The following is a 16798-nucleotide window of genomic DNA, read 5'->3' on the forward strand; positions in this document are numbered from 1 at the left end:
CCTACTGCGCGCGTCCCTTCGCTGCGCTACGGGCAACCTGCGATGCTCGCACAGAGGGTGCGCCGCAGAACTCACTGCGCGCTACGCGCTCCGTTCAAACAACTGCGGCAAGTCAGTGCACGAAGTACGTGTGTCCTTCGGCACACGCACGCACCCCCTGCCCTGCGCTTCTCGGCACGCGCAGAAGGGAACCCAAAAACGGACATCCACACGGGCCATTGCTTCGCTGCGCGGCGCTCGGCCCCGTCTCGCGGGCGCAAGCGCCACGCGCTGCGAAAGCTGGGCCGAGCGCAGCGATGGCCCGTGTGGCTGTTCGGCTGTTCGGCTGTTGGATGTTCGGCTCCTCACCCCTGCTGGCTGCGCCTGCGGCGGGGCGGTTGCGGGGTGAGCATGGGCGTCGCAGCGCCCATGCCTCATGCTCTGACTCGCCGTGGCTGTCTGAGCGGCGCGCGCAGCGCAAAGCGAGTTCCACGGCGCACCCCGCAACCGCACCGACGCAGGTTTGCCCCTTCGCAACGCGAAGGGGTCGCAGACTGGGGGGCGCCTTTTCTTTGGTGACTTTCTTTTGGCGAAGCAAAAGAAAGTTACTCGCTCGCCGGGCGACTCCCGGCCTCCGCCCTCAACCGAGGCATGCGGTTCAATCAGCGCACGAAGAAAAACACTACAAAATCAATAGCGACCAGCGCATATCCCACTAGCGCATCCAGCCAATATCAATTCAAAACCATCAATCCCCCACCTCCAGCCTCCGCCCATACTGCACCAGGCTCGTCTGCTTCAACGCCTTCATCATCACCTTCGCCGCCGGCGACAACAGCCGGTCCGACCGCGTGATGATCCCGAACGCATCCATATGGCACGGCATCGCCAGCGGCAACACCGTCACGATCCCATGCGCCGCGTAATAGCGCGCCACATCCTCCGCCACCACCGCAATCATGTCGCTCTGCTGCAGCATGCGCGTGATGAACAACAGGGCCGATGTCTCCACCGTGTGCAGCGGCGGCGCCAGCCCGTCCTGCTGGAACATCAGGTCAAACCGATGCCGAAGCACACTGCCCGCAGGCGGCACGATCCAGCTGGCCGACACCACATCGCGCAGCGTCAGCCCGCTCATGCTCGACAGTGGGTGCCCAGGACGGGTGATGGCGCAGACCAGCTCCTCCGTCAGCGACTGGTAGCGCAGGTTCTCCTTGTCGTGCTCCTCATACAGTCGGCCCACCACGATGTCGAGCTTGCCCTGCTCCAGCCGCTCCAGCAGCACCGGGCTGGTTTCGATGTCGAGCGAAATGCGCAGGCTGGGGTGCTCCTGCTTGACCAGCGCCACGGCGGCGGGTAGCAGGCTCAGGCCCGGTGAGGTGATGGCGCCGATGCCCACCTGGCCGTAGTGCCCGCGCTTGAGCGCGCCGATCTCGTCATGCGCCTGGTTCAGGTTGGCCAGGGCCATGCGCGCGTGGCGGATCATCGTTTCGCCGTACCAGGTGGGGCGCATGCCACGCGGCAGGCGGTCAAACAGCGACACCTCCAGCACATCCTCCAGGTCCTTGAGCAGCTTGGAGGCGGCCGGCTGCGTCATGCTGAGCACCTGGGCGGCGCGGTGGATGTTGCCCTCTTCGGCCAGAGCCACCAGCAGCAGCAGTTGGCGCGTCTTGAGACGGGCGCGGATGAACCAGTGGTTGTAGGTGCTCATGGATGGCGGAGGAGGAGGACGGGAAAAGGGAGGGGTTTTCCAGAATGCAAAGAACGATATGTATTTTGTCTAAAAAACGATTGGATTGATATCTAAACCTTCCATAGACTTCGCCGCAACTGCAACAAAGGCCTCTATCCATGAAGCTCGGCGACCTCCAGCTCAGCCCCCGGCACCTGATCAACGGCCGGTGGGAAATCGGCACCACCACCGGCGTCAGCACCAATCCGTCGGACACCCGCGAGGTGGTGGCCGAATACGCCCGCGCCGACCGCAACCAGACCGAATTGGCCGTGCGCACTGCGGCCGACGCCCTGCCCACCTGGAGCCAAAGCACGCCCCAACGCCGCGCCGACGTGCTGGACATGATCGGCAGCGAGCTGCTGGCACGCAAGGACGAGCTGGGTGCGCTGCTGGCGCGTGAAGAAGGCAAGACGCTGCCCGAAGGCGTGGCCGAAGTGGCGCGCAGCGGGCAGATCTTCAAGTTTTTTGCGGGCGAGGCGCTGCGCATACAGGGCGAGCTGCTGGCCTCGGTGCGCCAGGGCGTGCAGGTGGACGTGACCCGCGAACCCGTGGGCGTGGTGGGCATCATCGCGCCGTGGAACTTCCCGTTCGCCATCCCGGCCTGGAAGATCGCCCCGGCCCTGGCCTACGGCAACACCGTGGTGTTCAAGCCCGCCGAACTGGTGCCCGCCTGTGGCTGGGCGCTGGCCGAAATCATCAGCCGCAGCGGCCTGCCCGCCGGTGCCTTCAACCTCGTCATGGGCAGCGGCCGCGAGGTGGGCCAGACGCTGGTGGACCACCCGCTGGTCAACGCGCTGAGCTTTACCGGCTCTGTTTCCACAGGCGACCGCATCTTGCGCGCGGCCTCAGCACGGCGCGCCAAGGTGCAGCTGGAGATGGGCGGCAAGAACCCGCTCATCGTGCTGGCCGACGCCGACCTGGACCAGGCGGTGGACTGCGCGCTGCAGGGCTCGTATTTCTCCACCGGTCAACGCTGCACGGCATCGAGCCGTCTCATCGTCGAGGCCGAGGTGCACGACGCCTTTGTGGCGCGCCTGCGCAACCGGCTGGCCAGCCTGAAGGTGGGCCACGCGCTGGAGCGCGGCACCGAGATGGGCCCGGTGGTGGATGACAACCAGCTGGCACAAAACCTGGATTACATCGACATTGCGAAGAGCGAGGGAGCGGAGCATGTCTGGGGTGGCGAGCGCCTGGAGCGCCCCACCCCAGGCCATTACATGAGCCCCGCCCTCTTCCTGGCCCGCCCGGAGCACCGCGTGGCGTGCGAGGAAATCTTTGGCCCCGTGGCCTGCGTGCTGCGGGCTGACGACTACGAGCACGCACTGGCCTTGGCCAACGACACGCCCTTTGGCCTGTGTGCGGGCATCTGTACCACGTCGCTCAAGCGCGCCATGCACTTCAAGCGCCACGCTGCCGTGGGCATGACCATGGTGAACCTGCCCACGGCGGGCGTGGACTTCCATGTGCCGTTTGGCGGCCGCAAGGAGTCAAGCTACGGCGCCCGCGAGCAGGGGCGCTACGCCGCCGAGTTCTACACCACGGTCAAGACGGGCTACATGCTGGCTTGAGCCCTGCCCTTTTCGAGCGTTCCTTCTTTCCATCCCGCAACCGTCGTCAACCAACCATTACAGACAGGAGACAAGATGATGAAAATGAACCGCCGCACCGTTGCTGCCGCCTTGGCCAGCGTGCCCGTGGCCGCCTTGCTGCCCGGCACTGCCTGGGCGCAAAAGCCCCTCGTGCTGGGCTTCAGCCAGGTGGGGGCCGAGAGCGAATGGCGCACCGCCAACACCGAGTCCATCAAGTCGGCCGCCAAAGAGGCGGGCATCGAGCTGAAGTTCTCGGACGCGCAGCAAAAGCAGGAAAACCAGATCAAGGCCATCCGCTCGTTCATCGCACAGAAGGTGGATGTGATTGCATTCTCGCCCGTGGTGGAGTCTGGCTGGGAGCCCGTGCTGCGCGAAGCCAAGGCCGCCAAGATACCTGTGGTGCTGACCGACCGCGCAGTGAACACCAAGGACACGTCGCTCTATGTGACCTTCATGGGCTCGGACTTTGTGGAAGAAGGCCGCAAGGCCGGCCGCTGGCTGGTGGAGAAGATGAAGGACCAGAAGGGCGAGGTCAACATCGTCGAGCTGCAAGGCACCGTGGGCTCGGCCCCTGCCATCGACCGCAAGAAGGGCTTTGAAGAAGTCATCAAGGCCGACCCCAAGTTCAAGATCATCCGCAGCCAGACCGGCGACTTCACCCGCGCCAAGGGCAAGGAAGTGATGGAGGCCTTCCTGAAGGCCGAGGGCAAGAAGATCAATGTGCTGTATGCGCACAACGACGACATGGCGATCGGCGCCATCCAGGCCATCGAAGAGGCCGGCATGAAGCCTGCCAAGGACATCGTGATCATCTCCATCGACGCCGTGAAGGGCGCCTTCGAAGCCATGATCGCTGGCAAGCTCAATGTGAGCGTGGAGTGCAGCCCCCTGCTGGGCCCGCAGCTGATGAGCGCTGTGAAGGACATCAAGGCAGGCAAGGCGGTACCCAAGCGCATCGTGACCGAGGAAGGCATCTTCCCGATGGAAGTAGCGGCGAAGGAAATGCCGAATAGAAAGTATTAACCCCCTGAGGCGCTGCGCGCCTTCCCCCTTTCTCTCGCATCGCTGCGCGATGCGGGAAGGGGGACGCCACCAGTGCCCGCAAGTGAAACGCAGCCTTCGCTGCATGGCGCCCCTTGGGCGGTGGCACTGGCCTCAGGCCGCGCCAGTCCCCACGGGCAGTAGCAAGTCATAGACCATCCCCGAAAAACAAATTCAAAACAGGAGACAGAAATCCATGAAGCGTGCAATTTTCAAGGCCGTGTTGGCCACCGCGGCACTGGCTGCCATTGGCGCCACGTCCGTGGCATCGGCCCAGGACAAGGGCACCATCGGCATCTCGATGCCCACCAAGTCCTCGGCGCGCTGGATTGCCGATGGCGACAACATGGTCAAGGTTCTCAAGGACCGGGGCTACAAGACCGACCTGCAGTACGCCGAAGACGACATCCCCAACCAGCTCGCGCAGATCGAGAACATGATCACCAAGGGTGCCAAGGTGCTGGTGATCGCGTCGATTGACGGCACCACGCTGTCCAAGGCGCTGCAAAACGCGGCCGACAAGGGCGTGAAGGTCATTGCGTACGACCGTCTCATCAAGGGCTCGAAGAACGTGGACTACTACGCCACGTTCGACAACTTCCAGGTCGGCGTGCTGCAGGCCACCTCCATCGTGGACAAGCTGGGCCTCAAGCAAGGCAAGGGCCCGTTCAACATGGAACTGTTCGGCGGCTCGCCGGACGACAACAACGCCTTCTTCTTCTACGACGGCGCCATGAGCGTGCTGCAGCCCTACATCGACAGCGGCAAGCTGGTGGTGCGCAGCAAGCAGACCGGCATGAACAAGGTGGGCACGCTGCGCTGGGATGGCTCGGTGGCCCAGGCGCGCATGGACAACCTGCTGTCGGCCTACTACGGCAAGGACAAGGTGCATGCGGTGCTGTCGCCCTATGACGGCATCTCCATCGGCATTCTGTCCTCCCTCAAGGGCGTGGGCTACTGCACCGCCCAGCAGCCCTGCCCCGTGGTCAGCGGGCAGGACGCCGAGGTGCCTTCCATCAAGTCCATCCTCAAGGGCGAACAGTCTTCCACCGTGTTCAAGGACACCCGCGAGCTTGCCAAGGTGGCCGCCAACATGGTGGACGCCGTACTGACAGGCAAGCAGCCCGAGATCAACGACACCAAGACCTACAACAACGGCGTGAAGGTGGTGCCCTCGTACCTGCTCAAGCCCGTGTCGGTGGACGTATCCAACTGGAACACGGTGCTGGTGGGCAGTGGCTACTACAAAGAGTCCCAAATCAAGTGAGCGCGAGCGGCTTCTGCATGTAGAGCCGCCGCCTGCGAATGCTGCTGGGGCAGCGCAGGCGGCGTGCAACCGGGATGGGGCCAGAGGCCCCGCCAACAGACTGAGAGACCATGCTTCTTGAAATGCGGAACATCCGCAAAACCTTCCCCGGCGTGGTGGCGCTGAACCAGGTCAACCTGCAGGTGCAGGCCGGGGAGATCCATGCCATCGTCGGCGAAAACGGGGCGGGCAAATCCACGCTGATGAAGGTGCTGTCGGGTGTGTACCCACACGGCAGCTACAGCGGCCAGATCCTGTTCGACGGGCAGGAGCGCGAATTTGCGGGCATCCGCGACAGCGAGCACCTGGGCATCATCATCATTCACCAGGAGCTGGCGCTGGTGCCCTTGCTGTCGATTGCCGAGAACATCTTTCTTGGCAACGAAACCGCGCAGCACGGCGTCATCGACTGGATGGCTGCACACAGCCGCGCACAGGCGCTGCTGCACAAGGTGGGCCTGCGCGAGTCGCCCGACACACCGGTGGGCCAGCTGGGTGTGGGAAAGCAGCAGCTGGTGGAAATTGCCAAGGCGCTGTCGCGCAAGGTGCGCCTGCTGATCCTGGACGAGCCCACCGCCAGCCTCAACGAGAACGACAGCCAGGCCCTGCTGGACCTGCTGCTGGAGCTGAAAGCCCAGGGCATCACCTGCATCCTGATCTCGCACAAGCTCAACGAAATCTCGCGCGTGGCCGATGCCATTACCGTGCTGCGCGACGGCAGCACCGTGCAAATGCTGGACTGCCGAGAAGGCCCGGTGAGCGAAGACCGCGTGATCCAGGCCATGGTGGGCCGCGAGATGAGCGACCGCTACCCCCAGCGCCAACCGCAGATTGGCGACATTGTTTTTGAGGTGCGCAACTGGCGCGCCCACCACCCGCAGCGCAGCGACCGCGAGCACCTCAAGGGCATCGACCTGAATGTGCGGCGCGGCGAGATTGTGGGCATTGCGGGCCTGATGGGCGCAGGCCGCACCGAGCTGGCCATGAGCATCTTCGGCCGCTCGTGGGGCCAGCGCATCAGCGGCGAAGTGCGACTGCACGGGCAGCCCATCGACGTGAGCACGGTGGAAAAGGCCGTGCGCCATGGCCTGGCCTATGTGACCGAAGACCGCAAGGGCAATGGCCTGGTGCTGAACGAAGACATCCAGTTCAACACCTCGCTGGCCAACCTGCCGGGCGTGTCGTTCGCCAGCGTGATCGACAGCGGCCAGGAACACCGCGTGGCACAGGACTACCGCGAGAAGCTGCGCATCCGCTGCTCGGGCGTGGACCAGAAGACGCTGAACCTGTCCGGCGGCAACCAGCAAAAAGTGGTGCTGAGCAAATGGCTGTTCACCAGCCCCGAAGTGCTCATCCTCGACGAGCCCACGCGCGGCATCGACGTGGGCGCCAAGTACGAGATCTACACCCTCATCGCCCAGCTGGCGGCCGAGGGCAAATGCGTGATCGTGATCTCCTCCGAAATGCCCGAGCTGCTGGGCATCACGGACCGCATCTATGTGATGAACGAAGGCCGCTTTGTGGCCGAGATGCCAACTTCAGACGCCTCGCAAGAAAAGATCATGCGAGCCATCGTGAGTGCCCCCCCTGAGGCGCTTCGCGCCATCCCCCCCAAGGGGGACGCCGCCCGTGCGGCGGGGCGGCCCTTGCACAGCGGCCGCGCGTAGCTGCAGCGCCCCTTTTCAGCGCCTGATGAACCGCACAACGCATTGAACTGATAACCGAAATGAGCCAGACCACCCATCCTCCCTCCAGCACGCTGGCCGACGGCAACACGACAGCAGCGGCGCGGCACGACAAATCGCTGTTGCAGCACCTGCAGCACAACCTGCGCGAATACGGAATGTTGATCACGCTGGTGGCCATCATGGGCTTCTTCCAGTACATGACCGAGGGCACGCTGATGCAGCCCTTGAACCTGACCAACCTGGTGCTGCAGAACAGCTACATCGTCATCATGGCGCTGGGCATGTTGCTGGTCATCGTGGCCGGGCACATCGACCTGTCGGTGGGCTCGGTGTGTGGCTTCATCGGCGCGCTGGCAGCGGTGCTGATGGTCGAATACAACTGGCACTTCGTGCCTGCCACGCTGGTGTGCCTGCTGTGCGGCGGGCTCATCGGCGCCATTCAAGGCAGCTTTGTGGCGTTCTCGCGCATTCCGTCGTTCATCGTCACACTGGCGGGCATGCTGGTGTTCAAGGGCCTGGCGCTGGCGCTGCTGGCGGGTCAGTCGGTGGGGCCGTTCCCTTCGGCGTTCCAGATGCTCAGCTCGGGTTTCATCCCTGACCTGTTCAGCGTGGAGGGGCTGCGCCTGACCTCGCTACTGCTGGGCGCTGCGGTGGCTGCGGCCCTGGCCGTGGGCGGTCTGCGCCAGCGCGCCAACCGCCTGCACCATGGCGTGCAGACGGAGCCTGCTGGCCTGTTCGTCGCACGCACGGTGGTGTTTGGCGGGTTGCTGGTGTACTTCAGCTACCTCCTGGCCTCGTACAAGGGCTTGCCCAACGTGCTCATCGTGATGGCGCTGTTGATCGTGCTGTTCGACTTTGTCACCAGCCGCACCACCATTGGCCGCCGCATCTACGCCATGGGCGGCAACGAGAAGGCAGCCAAGCTATCGGGCATCAAGACCGAGCGGCTCACGCTGTATGCCTTCATCAACATGGGCGTGTTGGCAGCCCTGGCCGGGCTGGTGTTTGCGGCGCGGCTCAACACCGCCACGCCCAAGGCGGGCCTGGGTTTTGAGCTGGACGTGATTGCTGCCTGCTTCATCGGCGGCGCATCGGCATCGGGCGGCGTGGGCAAGGTGATGGGCGCGGTCATCGGCGCCTTCGTGATGGGCGTGATGAACAACGGCATGTCCATCCTGGGCATCGGCATCGACTACCAGCAGGTCATCAAGGGCGTCGTGCTGCTGGCAGCCGTGCTGGTGGATGTCTACAACAAGAATAAGGCATGACGGTTTCCATGGACGCATCCACCGTTCACGCCCCTGCTGCAGCGCCGGTGCTGCAGCTTTCGGGCATCCACAAGCAGTTTGCGGGCATCCCCGTGCTGCGCGACGTGCAGCTCAACCTCTACCCTGGCGAGATCCATGCGCTGATGGGGCAAAACGGTGCGGGCAAGTCCACGCTGATCAAGGTGCTGACGGGCGTGCTGGAGGCGAGCGGCGGGCAGATGCGGCTGGGCGGAGAATCGGTGTGGCCGGACTCGCCGCTGGCCGCGCAGCGCCTGGGCATCAGCACTGTGTACCAGGAGGTCAACCTTTGCCCCAACCTCTCGGTGGCCGAGAACATCTTTGCGGGCCGCTATCCGCGCTGCGGCATTGCGCAGGGCTTTCGCATTGACTGGGCCACGCTGCACCAGCGCGCCCGCGATCTGGTGGCGCGCATCGGCCTGCAGATCGACGTGACGCGCCTGCTGTCGGACTACCCCGTGGCCGTGCAGCAGCTGGTGGCGATTGCGCGCGCACTCAGCATCGAATCGCGCGTGCTGATCCTGGACGAGCCCACCTCCAGCCTGGATGACGACGAAGTGCAAAAGCTCTTTGAGGTGCTTCGGCGCCTGCGCAGCGAGGGGCTGTCCATCGTCTTTGTGACGCATTTCCTGAACCAGGTGTATGCCGTGTCCGACCGCATCACCGTGCTGCGCAACGGCAGCTGGGTCGGCGAGTGGCTGGCCAAAGACCTGGGGCCACAGGCGCTGATCGCCGCCATGCTGGGCCGCGACCTGGCCGCAGCATCGGAGCAACCCGCACCAGCGCCCGCCGTGGACAGCCGTCAAGCCACGCTGCTGCAAACCGAGGGCCTGGGGCAGGACACGCAACTGCAGCCGCTGGATCTGCAGATCCGCGCAGGCGAGGTGGTGGGCCTGGCGGGGCTGCTGGGCTCGGGCCGCACCGAGCTGGCGCGCCTGCTGTTTGGCCTGGAGCAGCCCGACCGGGGCGCGCTGCGCATCGACGGGCAGGTGGTGAAGTTTGCCAACCCCATGGATGCGATCCGCCATGGCCTGGCCCTCTGCCCCGAGGAGCGCAAGACCGACGGCATCGTGGCGGAACTGTCGGTGCGCGAGAACATTGCGCTGGCGCTGCAGGCGCGCATGGGTGTGAGCAAGTTCCTTTCGCGTGCCGAGCAGACTGCGCTGGCCGAACGCTATGTGAAGCTGCTGGGTATCAAGACCGAGACGGTGGATAAGCCCATCGGCCTGCTCTCGGGCGGCAACCAGCAAAAGGCGATCCTCGCGCGCTGGATGGCCATCGAGCCGCGCCTATTGATCCTGGACGAGCCCACGCGCGGCATCGACGTGGCCGCCAAGCAGGAAATCATGGACCAGATCCTGCGCCTGGCCCAGGCGGGCATGGCCGTGCTGTTCATCTCTTCCGAAATGAGCGAGGTGGTGCGCGTGGCGCACCGCATCGTGGTGCTCCGCGACCGCTGCAAGGTGGGTGAGCTGCCTGCGGGCAGCAGCGAAGACGCCGTCTACGAACTCATCGCCGCAGAACATGCTTGAACGTCCCTCCTCTCCTTCCCTTTTTGCCGCGCTGATGCGACACCGCTTGGCGTGGCCCGCCGTCACGTTGCTGCTACTGCTGGCCATCAATACGGCTTTCAACGCCAGTTTTCTGCACATCGAATGGCGCGATGGGCACCTGTACGGCAGCCTCATCGACATCCTGAACCGCGCCGCGCCGCTGGTGCTGGTGTCCCTGGGCATGACGCTTGTGATCGCAACGCGCGGCATCGATATTTCGGTGGGCGCGACGGTGGCCATTGCAGCGGCCGTGGCAGCGTGGCTGATCGGCGGCTCTGTGTCGGGCACCGAGAGCCGGTTTCCACTGCCTGTGGCCATCCTGGGTGCCATCGGCGTGGCGCTGCTGTGCGGGCTGTGGAACGGCGTGCTGGTGGCCAAGGTGGGCATGCAGCCCATCATTGCCACGCTGATCCTCATGGTGGCAGGCCGGGGCATTGCCCAGCTGATCACCGACGGGCAGATCATCACCATCTACTACACGCCCTACTTCTTCATCGGCGGCGGCTATCTGGCGGGCCTGCCTTTCTCGCTGTTTGTGGTGGCCGTGGTCTTTGGTGTGCTGTACCTCGCCATCACGCGCACGGCGCTGGGCCTGTTCATCCAGGCGGTGGGCATCAACCCCACGGCGGCGCGCGTGGCGGGTGTGCAGGCGGGGCGGCTCATCGTGGCGGCCTATGTGTTCTGCGGTGTCTGCGCGGGCATTGCGGGGTTGCTCATCAGCTCCAACGTGAAGAGTGCCGACGGCAACAACGCCGGGCAGCTGCTGGAGCTGGACGCCATCCTGGCCGTCACGCTGGGTGGCACCGCCCTCACGGGCGGCCGCTTCAGCCTGGTGGGCAGCGTGATTGGCGCACTCATCATCCAGACGCTGACCTACGCCATCTACTCCCTGGGCGTGCCGCCCGAGATCAACCTGGTGGTGAAGGCCGTGGTGGTGTTCATCGTGATGCTGCTGCAGTCGCCCGAGTTCCGGGCGCAAGTGGGCGCCCTGGCACGCCGCCCCGGCGCGGGAGCTTTGCCATGAGCGCCGTACCCAAGACCGCAGGCTTCGGCACCGTGAACCACCCTGCTCCACAGGCCACCGCCGAGCGCGCGCGGTTCAACCCCAAGTACCTGCCGCTGGCAGCCACCATCTCGCTGTTCGTGGCCATGGCCACGCTGGGTTCGGTGCTGTACACCGGTTTCTTCTCGGCCCAGGTGTTCCTCAACCTGCTGATCGACAACGCCTTCCTCATCATCGTGGCGGTGGGCATGACGTTCGTGATCCTGTCGGGCGGCATCGACCTCTCGGTGGGATCGGTGGTGGCGCTGACCACCATGGTGCTGGCCGCGCTGGTGGAACACCGGGGCTGGAACCCCATGGTCGCCATCCCGCTGGTGCTGCTGATGGGCACAGCATTTGGCGCGTTCATGGGCTTCCTCATCGAGCGCTTTCGGCTGCAGCCCTTCATCGTCACGCTGGCGGGCATGTTCCTGGCGCGCGGGCTGTGCTACCTGATCAGCATCGACTCCATCAGCATCACACACGAAGGCTACTCCGAGCTGGCCCAGTGGCGCCTGCCGCTGTGGGAAGGCGCATCCCTATCGCTGGGCGCGCTCATCGCCATCGCCGTGCTGCTGGTGGCCCTGTTCGTGGCGCACTGCACGCCGTTTGGCCGCAGCGTGTATGCGGTGGGCGGCAGCGAGCACTCGGCTGTGCTCATGGGCCTGCCGGTGCGCCGCACGCTCATTGGCGTCTACACGCTCTCGGGCTTTTGCTCAGCGCTGGCGGGCGTGGTGTTCACGTTCTACATGCTGTCGGGCTATGGCCTGCATGCTGTGGGCATGGAGCTGGACGCGATTGCCGCCGTGGTCATTGGCGGAACGCTGCTCACCGGTGGCGTGGGCTATGTGGCGGGCACGCTGTTTGGCGTGCTCATGCTCGGAATCATCCAGACCCTGATTTCCTTCGACGGCACGCTCAGCTCCTGGTGGACGCGCATCGTCGTTGGTGTGCTGCTGTTCGCTTTCTGTCTGCTGCAGCGGCTGCTTTCGCGCCGCTCGGGCAAGGCCCGTTGACTCTTCATTTCTCCTCTTTCTCTCGCACCCCACCATGACCACCCCCAAGCGCAAACTCCGCTCCGCCGAATGGTTCGGCACGGCCGACAAGAACGGCTTCATGTACCGCAGCTGGATGAAGAACCAGGGCATCCCCGACCACGCGTTCGACGGCCGCCCCGTGATCGGCATCTGCAACACCTGGTCCGAGCTGACCCCGTGCAACGCACACTTTCGCAAGATTGCCGAGCATGTAAAGCGCGGCATCTACGAGGCGGGTGGCTTCCCCGTCGAATTCCCGGTGTTCTCCAACGGCGAATCCAACCTGCGCCCCACGGCCATGCTGACGCGCAACCTGGCCAGCATGGATGTGGAAGAAGCCATTCGCGGCAACCCCATCGACGCGGTGGTGCTGCTGGTGGGCTGCGACAAGACCACGCCTGCGCTGCTGATGGGCGCAGCCAGCTGCGATGTGCCGGCCATCGTGGTCACGGGCGGCCCCATGCTCAACGGCAAGCTCGACGGCAAGGACATCGGCTCGGGCACGGCTGTGTGGCGCCTGCACGAATCGCTGAAGGCGGGCGAGATCAACGAGCACCAGTTCTTCGCGGCCGAGGCGGGCATGTCCCGCTCTGCCGGCACCTGCAACACCATGGGCACCGCCAGCACCATGGCCTGCATGGCCGAGTCGCTGGGCACCTCACTGCCGCACAACGCAGCCATACCGGCGGTGGACTCGCGCCGCTATGTGCTGGCCCACATGTCGGGCAAACGGATCGTGGAAATGGCACACGAAGGGCTCACGCTCTCCAAAATTCTCACGCGCGAAGCCTTCGAGAACGCTATCCGCACCAACGCCGCCATCGGCGGCTCCACCAACGCGGTCATCCACCTCAAGGCCATCGCAGGCCGTATCGGCGTACAGCTGGACCTGGAGGACTGGACGCGCATTGGCCGTGGTACGCCCACGCTGGTAGACCTGCAGCCCTCGGGCCGCTTCCTGATGGAAGAGTTCTACTACGCGGGCGGCCTGCCCGCCGTGCTGCGCCGCCTGGGCGAGAACGGCCTGCTGCCCCACCCCAACGCGCTCACCGTCAACGGCAAGAGCCTGTGGGACAACGTGCGCGAAGCGCCCCAATACAACGACGAGGTGATCCGCCCGATCAGCAACCCCCTGATTGCCGACGGCGGCATCTGCATCCTGCGCGGCAACCTGGCGCCGCGTGGCGCGGTGCTCAAGCCCTCCGCCGCCTCGCCCGAACTGCTCAAGCACCGGGGCCGCGCTGTGGTGTTCGAGAACCTGGAGCACTACAAAGAGCGCATCGTCGATGAAAACCTGGACATCGACGCGAGCTGCGTGATGGTGCTCAAGAACTGCGGCCCCAAGGGCTACCCCGGCATGGCCGAGGTGGGCAACATGGGCCTGCCCCCGAAGCTGCTGCGCCAGGGCGTCAAGGACATGGTGCGCATCTCCGACGCGCGCATGAGTGGCACCGCCTACGGCACCGTGGTGCTGCACGTGGCGCCCGAGGCGGCGGCCGGTGGCCCGCTGGCCGCCGTGCGCGATGGCGATTTCATCGAGCTGGACTGCGAAAACGGCCGCCTGCACCTCGACATCAGCGACGAGGAACTGGCAGCGCGCCTGGCTGCACTCTCGGCCAGTGACCACGGTGGCCGGGGTGGCTACCAGCGCCTGTATGTGGACCATGTGCTGCAGGCCGACGATGGCTGCGACTTCGACTTCCTCGTCGGCTGCCGTGGCGCCGCCGTCCCACGTCACTCTCACTGATGCCGACGGCCCACCCGCCACGGAGAATGCTACATATTTAATAGCTATTAGCGCTTGATAGACAAGCGCTAGAGCCGTATTTCACTCAAATTTTTACCTTTCCTCCGCATGCCAGCCACCCACACACTCCAGAACCCTCGCTACCGAGGCATCTTCCCCGTGGTGCCCACCACGTTCCATGAAGACGGCCGCCTCGACCTCGACAGCCAGAAGCGCTGCCTCGACTTCATGATCGACGCCGGTGTGGACGGCGTGTGCATCCTGGCCAACTTCTCGGAGCAGTTCTCGCTGTCGGATGCCGAGCGCGAAGTCCTCACCCGCACGTCGCTGGAGCATGTGGCGGGCCGCGTGCCGGTCATCGTCACCACCACCCACTATGGCACCCGCGTGTGCGCCGAGCGCAGCCGCGCCGCGCAGGACATGGGCGCGGCCATGGTGATGGTCATGCCGCCCTACCACGGCGCCACCTTCCGCGTGCCCGAGGCGCAGATCTACGAGTTCTATGCCCGGGTGTCCGATGCCATCCGCATTCCGATCATGGTGCAGGACGCACCCGCCAGCGGCACCGTGCTCTCGGCCCCATTCCTGGCCCGCATGGCGCAGGAGATCGAGAACCTGGCCTATTTCAAGATTGAAGTGCCCGGCGCCGCCAGCAAGCTGCGTGAATTGATCCGCCTGGGCGGCGACGCCATTGAAGGCCCCTGGGACGGCGAAGAAGCAATCACCCTGCTGGCCGACCTGGACGCGGGCGCCACGGGCGCAATGACGGGCGGCGCCTTCCCCGACGGCATCCGCCCCATCATCGAGGCGCACCGCCAGGGCGATATGGACCAGGCGTTTGCGCTCTACCAGCGCTGGCTGCCCCTCATCAACCACGAGAACCGCCAGGGCGGCATCCTCACGGCCAAGGCGCTCATGAAAGAAGGCGGTGTGATCACCTGCGAGGCGGGCCGCCACCCCTTCCCGGCCATGCACCCCGAGGTGCGGCGAGGCCTGATCGACATCGCACGGCGGCTGGACCCGCTGGTGCTGCGCTGGGCACGCTAAACGGAGCACCCATGGCGCCTGTGCGTTATCTGGTGCCCGCTGAAGCGGGCCTCATCGCCCTGGACTGGGGCACCAGCGCATTGCGCGCCTTCCGCATGGGCGCGCATGGCGAAGTGCTGGAAACCCGCCACCGCCCCTGGGGCATCATGAACCTGCCCCCCGCCACCGCGAGCGCGGCAGACGGCGAGCCTGGCGCCGCGTTTGAACGCGCACTGCAAGACACCTGCGGCGACTGGCTGGCCGCCACACCCGGCCTGCCCCTGCTGGCCTGCGGCATGGTGGGCAGCGCCCAGGGCTGGCGCGAGGCCAAGTACCTGCCGACGCCCACCTCGCTCGATGCATTGGCGCGGGGCCTGACGCTGGTGGAGCGGCGCGACGGCCCGCCGCTGCACATCGTGCCGGGCCTCTTGCAGCAGGGCGCACTGCCCAACGTGATGCGTGGTGAAGAGACCCAGGTGCTGGGCGTGCTGGCGGGCCTTGCGCTGCCAACGGACGCGCCCGTGCTCATCGGCCTGCCCGGCACCCACAGCAAATGGGTGCTGGCACGCCGGGGGCGCATCGAGCAGTTCCACACCTTCATGACCGGCGATGTGTTTGCCGCGCTGCGCGGCCACACCATTCTGGGCAAGACCATGCAGGCCACAGCCGCGCCCGACGACGCCGCCTTTGCGCGCGGGCTAAACGTAGCGCGGGGCAGCGATGCCGCACTGGGCCTGCTCTCGCACATCTTCAGCACGCGCACGCTGGGGCTGACCGGCGCGCTGGCGCCTACCGCGCAAGCGGACTACCTCTCGGGCCTGCTGATCGGGCACGAGGCGGCCAGCCTGGCACGCGCACAGGATCAAACCCAGGCAACACCACAAACGCTGGTGCTCTGCGGCGAGCCCGACCTGTGCCGCCGCTACGCCGTCGCACTGCAGACCTACGGTTTTGCCACACCCACCATCGCCACGCAGGCCACGGCCACCGGGCTGTGGCAGATCGCGCTGGCAGCAGGGCTGGTCGTTGCGCCCGCGCCCTCCCCCTCACACCCCTTCACCGCCGGGAGTCTGGCCGCATGAACCCCATCGACAAAGCCCTCTTCCACATCCTGCAGCGCTGCGGGCTCATCGCCATCCTGCGCGGCGTGCAGCCGCACGAAGTGGTGGCCATCGGCCATGCGCTGTACGACGCGGGGTTTCGCATCATCGAAGTGCCGCTCAACTCGCCCGAGCCGCTGGCCAGCATCCGCGCGCTGCGCGACGCGCTGCCAGCCGACTGCCTGGTGGGCGCGGGCACCGTGCTCTCCATCGACGCCGTGGCCGATGTGGCCGCAGCCGGTGGGCAGATCATCGTCATGCCCCACAGCGACCCCGACGTGATCCGCGCCGCCCGCGCTGCCGGCATGGCCTGCGCGCCCGGCGTGGCCACGCTGACCGAGGCCTATGCCGCGCTGGCAGCGGGCGCCAACATGCTCAAGCTGTTCCCAGCCGAGGCGCTGCCGCCCCATGTGCTCAAGGCCTGGCGCGCCGTCATCACGCCGCCCATGGCGCTGGTCCCCGTGGGCGGCATCGTGCCCGAAAGCATCGCCCCCTACGCAGCGGCCGGGGCCAGCGGCTTTGGCCTGGGCTCGGCCCTGTACCGGCCCGGCGACCAGGCCGCCGAGGTGGCGCACAAAGCCGCAGCGTTTGCGCGGGCCTGGCAGGCGTCATTTGGCACAGCGCCTGCCACTGCCTGAACCGCCCCTACTCGTTCCAGACAACCCAGCA

13 protein-coding genes are annotated in these 16798 nt (G+C 65.7%); 12 read left to right on the plus strand and 1 reads right to left on the minus strand.

Going from position 1 to position 16798, the window contains the following annotated elements; translation table 11 throughout:
• Positions 1–727: 727 nt before the first annotated feature.
• A complete protein-coding gene (locus tag AC1Q64_RS01040; protein ID WP_492250145.1) occupies positions 728–1690 on the minus strand; it encodes a LysR substrate-binding domain-containing protein in 963 nt (320 codons plus the stop codon).
• Positions 1691–1830: 140 nt separating this feature from the next.
• Here AC1Q64_RS01040 and AC1Q64_RS01045 point away from each other — a divergent pair, with 140 nt between their 5' ends.
• The 12 genes from AC1Q64_RS01045 to AC1Q64_RS01100 all read left to right on the plus strand — a co-directional run bounded on the left by AC1Q64_RS01045 (position 1831) and on the right by AC1Q64_RS01100 (position 16767).
• Complete coding sequence (locus AC1Q64_RS01045; RefSeq protein ID WP_492250146.1) at positions 1831–3282, plus strand: aldehyde dehydrogenase family protein; 1452 nt, start codon at positions 1831–1833, stop codon at positions 3280–3282.
• 78 nt (positions 3283–3360) lie between these two features.
• Positions 3361–4326, plus strand: a complete 966-nt coding sequence (locus tag AC1Q64_RS01050; protein ID WP_116750363.1) for an ABC transporter substrate-binding protein — start codon at positions 3361–3363, stop codon at positions 4324–4326.
• Positions 4327–4540: 214 nt separating this feature from the next.
• Positions 4541–5611 (plus strand): multiple monosaccharide ABC transporter substrate-binding protein, encoded by a 1071-nt coding sequence (gene chvE, locus AC1Q64_RS01055; RefSeq protein ID WP_492250147.1) that lies wholly within the window; start codon positions 4541–4543, stop codon positions 5609–5611.
• 110 nt (positions 5612–5721) lie between these two features.
• Positions 5722–7317 carry a multiple monosaccharide ABC transporter ATP-binding protein gene (gene mmsA / locus AC1Q64_RS01060; RefSeq protein ID WP_492250148.1) on the plus strand — a complete coding sequence of 532 codons (1596 nt, stop codon included), beginning with the start codon at positions 5722–5724 and terminating at the stop codon, positions 7315–7317.
• A gap of 59 nt (positions 7318–7376) precedes the next feature.
• Positions 7377–8606: a multiple monosaccharide ABC transporter permease gene (gene mmsB, locus AC1Q64_RS01065; protein ID WP_492250149.1), complete on the plus strand. Its 1230-nt coding sequence runs from the start codon at positions 7377–7379 to the stop codon at positions 8604–8606.
• Positions 8603–10156, plus strand: coding sequence for a sugar ABC transporter ATP-binding protein (locus AC1Q64_RS01070; protein ID WP_291437234.1), 1554 nt, complete (start codon positions 8603–8605; stop codon positions 10154–10156). The genes mmsB and AC1Q64_RS01070 overlap by 4 nt, the downstream gene beginning before the upstream one ends.
• Entirely contained in the window at positions 10149–11201 is a 1053-nt protein-coding gene (locus AC1Q64_RS01075; RefSeq protein ID WP_492250150.1) for an ABC transporter permease, read from the plus strand. The genes AC1Q64_RS01070 and AC1Q64_RS01075 overlap by 8 nt, the downstream gene beginning before the upstream one ends.
• Positions 11198–12235 (plus strand): galactofuranose ABC transporter, permease protein YjfF, encoded by a 1038-nt coding sequence (gene yjfF / locus AC1Q64_RS01080; RefSeq protein ID WP_228894946.1) that lies wholly within the window; start codon positions 11198–11200, stop codon positions 12233–12235. Before AC1Q64_RS01075 ends, yjfF begins: the two co-directional genes overlap by 4 nt.
• Before the next feature lie 34 nt (positions 12236–12269).
• On the plus strand, positions 12270–14003 hold the full coding sequence (locus AC1Q64_RS01085) for an IlvD/Edd family dehydratase (protein WP_492250151.1): 1734 nt from the start codon (positions 12270–12272) through the stop codon (positions 14001–14003).
• A 108-nt stretch (positions 14004–14111) separates the two neighbouring features.
• Positions 14112–15050: a dihydrodipicolinate synthase family protein gene (locus tag AC1Q64_RS01090; RefSeq protein WP_492250152.1), complete on the plus strand. Its 939-nt coding sequence runs from the start codon at positions 14112–14114 to the stop codon at positions 15048–15050.
• Positions 15051–15061: 11 nt separating this feature from the next.
• Positions 15062–16111 carry a 2-dehydro-3-deoxygalactonokinase gene (locus AC1Q64_RS01095; protein ID WP_492250153.1) on the plus strand — a complete coding sequence of 350 codons (1050 nt, stop codon included), beginning with the start codon at positions 15062–15064 and terminating at the stop codon, positions 16109–16111.
• Positions 16108–16767 carry a 2-dehydro-3-deoxy-6-phosphogalactonate aldolase gene (locus tag AC1Q64_RS01100; protein WP_492250154.1) on the plus strand — a complete coding sequence of 220 codons (660 nt, stop codon included), beginning with the start codon at positions 16108–16110 and terminating at the stop codon, positions 16765–16767. The genes AC1Q64_RS01095 and AC1Q64_RS01100 overlap by 4 nt, the downstream gene beginning before the upstream one ends.
• Positions 16768–16798: the final 31 nt, after the last annotated feature.

This window comes from Acidovorax sp. GW835-FHT14G06, from assembly GCF_058793595.1.

Coding starts and splice junctions, on each gene's coding strand:
- AC1Q64_RS01040 (WP_492250145.1), bottom strand. CDS start 1,690: ATGAGCACCTACAACCACTGGTTCATCCGCGCCCGTCTCAAGACGCGC.
- AC1Q64_RS01045 (WP_492250146.1), top strand. CDS start 1,831: ATGAAGCTCGGCGACCTCCAGCTCAGCCCCCGGCACCTGATCAACGGC.
- AC1Q64_RS01050 (WP_116750363.1), top strand. CDS start 3,361: ATGAAAATGAACCGCCGCACCGTTGCTGCCGCCTTGGCCAGCGTGCCC.
- chvE (WP_492250147.1), top strand. CDS start 4,541: ATGAAGCGTGCAATTTTCAAGGCCGTGTTGGCCACCGCGGCACTGGCT.
- mmsA (WP_492250148.1), top strand. CDS start 5,722: ATGCTTCTTGAAATGCGGAACATCCGCAAAACCTTCCCCGGCGTGGTG.
- mmsB (WP_492250149.1), top strand. CDS start 7,377: ATGAGCCAGACCACCCATCCTCCCTCCAGCACGCTGGCCGACGGCAAC.
- AC1Q64_RS01070 (WP_291437234.1), top strand. CDS start 8,603: ATGACGGTTTCCATGGACGCATCCACCGTTCACGCCCCTGCTGCAGCG.
- AC1Q64_RS01075 (WP_492250150.1), top strand. CDS start 10,149: ATGCTTGAACGTCCCTCCTCTCCTTCCCTTTTTGCCGCGCTGATGCGA.
- yjfF (WP_228894946.1), top strand. CDS start 11,198: ATGAGCGCCGTACCCAAGACCGCAGGCTTCGGCACCGTGAACCACCCT.
- AC1Q64_RS01085 (WP_492250151.1), top strand. CDS start 12,270: ATGACCACCCCCAAGCGCAAACTCCGCTCCGCCGAATGGTTCGGCACG.
- AC1Q64_RS01090 (WP_492250152.1), top strand. CDS start 14,112: ATGCCAGCCACCCACACACTCCAGAACCCTCGCTACCGAGGCATCTTC.
- AC1Q64_RS01095 (WP_492250153.1), top strand. CDS start 15,062: ATGGCGCCTGTGCGTTATCTGGTGCCCGCTGAAGCGGGCCTCATCGCC.
- AC1Q64_RS01100 (WP_492250154.1), top strand. CDS start 16,108: ATGAACCCCATCGACAAAGCCCTCTTCCACATCCTGCAGCGCTGCGGG.